Consider the following 2,401-nt stretch of genomic DNA (forward strand, 5'->3'; position numbering starts at 1 on the left):
GCCCGCGTCCGGTGGGGCGACACGACGCTGCACCCGCTGCTCGTGGCCGCGGCCGCCGACCTCGTGGACGGCGAGGTCGACCGTGCCGAGATCAGGGAACCCTCCGGCGGCTGACAGGGCGCTCGTTTAGCACGAGTGGCCCACCTGGAGCCGGGTCGGAGAGCCCCTCAGCAGACGGTGGTTGGCGGCGAGATCGGCGAGTACCCGAAGGACTGCTCTGTCACGGTGCAGTCGATCTTTCTCACCCAGCGCCAGTTCACGCGCTGACTCACGTTCGGGCTGCTGCCGGTGTCGTTCCTGACTTTGATCAATCGCTTAGTGCGTGATTCTTGAGGGCGTCGAGGATGGCTTGCTGGGCGGGCGGGACCTGAGGGGCGAAGGTCTGGGTGGCGGCGTTGATCGCGATGGTCGCTGAGCGCAGCGGCCGCAGTTGCCGGATGACGTTGCGGATCGCGAGCCCGCTACGGGACTGAACCTCACGGGACAGGGCCAGCGCGGTGAACACGACGGTCAGGTGCGCCTCGATCGCGTCCCGGGTGTGGTTGAACATGGGTCGGGCCCGCAGGTCGGTCTTGGACATCCGGAACGACTGCTCGACGTGCCACAGCTCGTGGTAGCTGGCGATGACTTCACCGGCGGGCATGACCTCGACGGGGATGTTCGTGACGTACCCCTTCAGCCCCTCGAGCCGCCTTGCTCTGGCCAGCGACGCCTCGTCCAGAGTGCGGGCCCCGTTGCTGGTCTTGACGAACCGGGGTGTGCGGGCGACCTTCTCTCCGGCGACGACGGCCTTGGCGCGGTTCTCCTGCAGGGTCAGCGTCTTGGCGTCTCTGGCGGCGCGTTTGGCGGAGTACGCCCACACCGCCCGCCACGACCCGGGATGCTCGCCGGGCTCCCACCCCGGTTCGGCCTTCACCAACGGGTCGTTCTCCCCTTTGCGGCCGGCGTGCTTGGGGGTGAGGGTGTCGATGATCTGCCCGTCGGTGAACGCGTCCCCGTGCCATCGGAAGTGCGACGCCAAGTCCTTGGGTGCCTTGGTCACCTTCGAGCCGACGATGAACCGCAGGTTCGCCTCGTCGAGCTCACGCAAGTTGGACGAGGACAGCATCCCCGCATCGGCGACCACGACCATGTCCTCGATGCTGTGCCGCTTCTGGAAGGCCTTGACGATCGGGATGATCGTGGCCGTCTCGGCCTTGTTGCCCTCAAAGCAGCCGATCTCCAGGGGGAACCCGCCCCGGTCCACCAGGAGCCCGACGACGACCTGCGGGTCGACCCGGCGCTCTTTGGAGTACCCGACCTTGCGCAGGTCGTCCTCCTTCTCCGCCTCGAAGTACAGCGTCGTGACGTCATAGAGGACCAGGGAGATGTCCCCGCGGGTGGATGCGTGCTCGAAGCAGGCCTTCGCGACCAGGGCGCGGTACCCACGCTTGTGGGCGCGAGCCAACGTGCGCCGCATCGTGGGGTAGCTCGCTGGTGCCCTGCCCAGGTCCGTCAGGACCCGGGCAACGTCCAGCAGCGACGTCGGCTCGACCACCCGGGCGATCACCAGGTCCCGGAACACGGCGTCCCCGAGCACGTCGAACCCCAGGGCGGCGTACACCTCGGCCAGCGCGTCGAACAGCAGTCGGCTGTGCGTGCCCACGACCTTGCCCGGGCCGGCCCGGCCACCCGCAGCCGCCGGCGAAGGGTCGAACAGGGCGGCGTCGGCAGGGGCGGCGACGATCGAGGCGACCGGCACCGACGGTTCCACCGCCAGGTTCAGCGTCCCTTGCGCAGGATCCTCGAGCAGTTCACGAGCCCTGGCCAGCAGCACCCCCAGCTCGGCCTCGGTGTGCGCCGACCCGACATGCTCGACAATCCGCTGACGCCCGTTGGCGTACTCCGCGATCTGCACGGCGGTGGCCCCCGAGCCGGTCCGCACCCGCCTGATGAACGCCACACACGGACCCTAAACCAGGCCCCTTAGTGCGTGAAAACGGTCCTCATCACGCACATCGCCGCAGGTCACAGCCCCGCGCAGCCTCGACGCCGGCCGGCCTGATCAAAGTCAGGCGCTGACTCACGTTCGGGCTGCTGCCGGTGTCGTTCGACGTGACGTAGACCGTCAATGAGGCGGTGCCGGCAGGCACGCACACGGCGTTCGTCGCATAGTTCGGAGGCCCGACGCAGCCAGCTGTGCAACCGGTGCTCAACGCGATGCACTCACTGTCGACATCCCCAACGCCCGCGGTCACGCCGAACACGCCCACGTCCGTGCCACCCGTACCGTCAGCCGCGCCACCAAGCACATAGGTCGTGAACTGGATCTGGAAGTCCTGGCCAGACGGGTTGCTCAGCACGACTGCGGAAGATGTCAAGCAGTCTGAGACACGTGTCGTTACGCGGTCTGTATGAGGGC

2 protein-coding genes are annotated in these 2,401 nt (G+C 67.9%); both read right to left on the reverse strand.

Going from position 1 to position 2,401, the window contains the following annotated elements; all coding sequences use genetic code 11:
- Positions 1-307 precede the first annotated feature (307 nt).
- Positions 308-1,942: an IS1634 family transposase gene (locus PLL68_RS13925; RefSeq protein ID WP_324535086.1), complete on the reverse strand. Its 1,635-nt coding sequence runs from the start codon at positions 1,940-1,942 to the stop codon at positions 308-310.
- A 46-nt stretch (positions 1,943-1,988) separates the two neighbouring features.
- Positions 1,989-2,342 carry a hypothetical protein gene (locus tag PLL68_RS13930; protein ID WP_324535088.1) on the reverse strand — a complete coding sequence of 118 codons (354 nt, stop codon included), beginning with the start codon at positions 2,340-2,342 and terminating at the stop codon, positions 1,989-1,991.
- Positions 2,343-2,401 lie beyond the last annotated feature (59 nt).

Origin of the sequence: Ornithinibacter sp. (assembly GCF_035443565.1) — a bacterium.
Lineage (GTDB): Bacteria > Actinomycetota > Actinomycetes > Actinomycetales > Dermatophilaceae > Fodinibacter.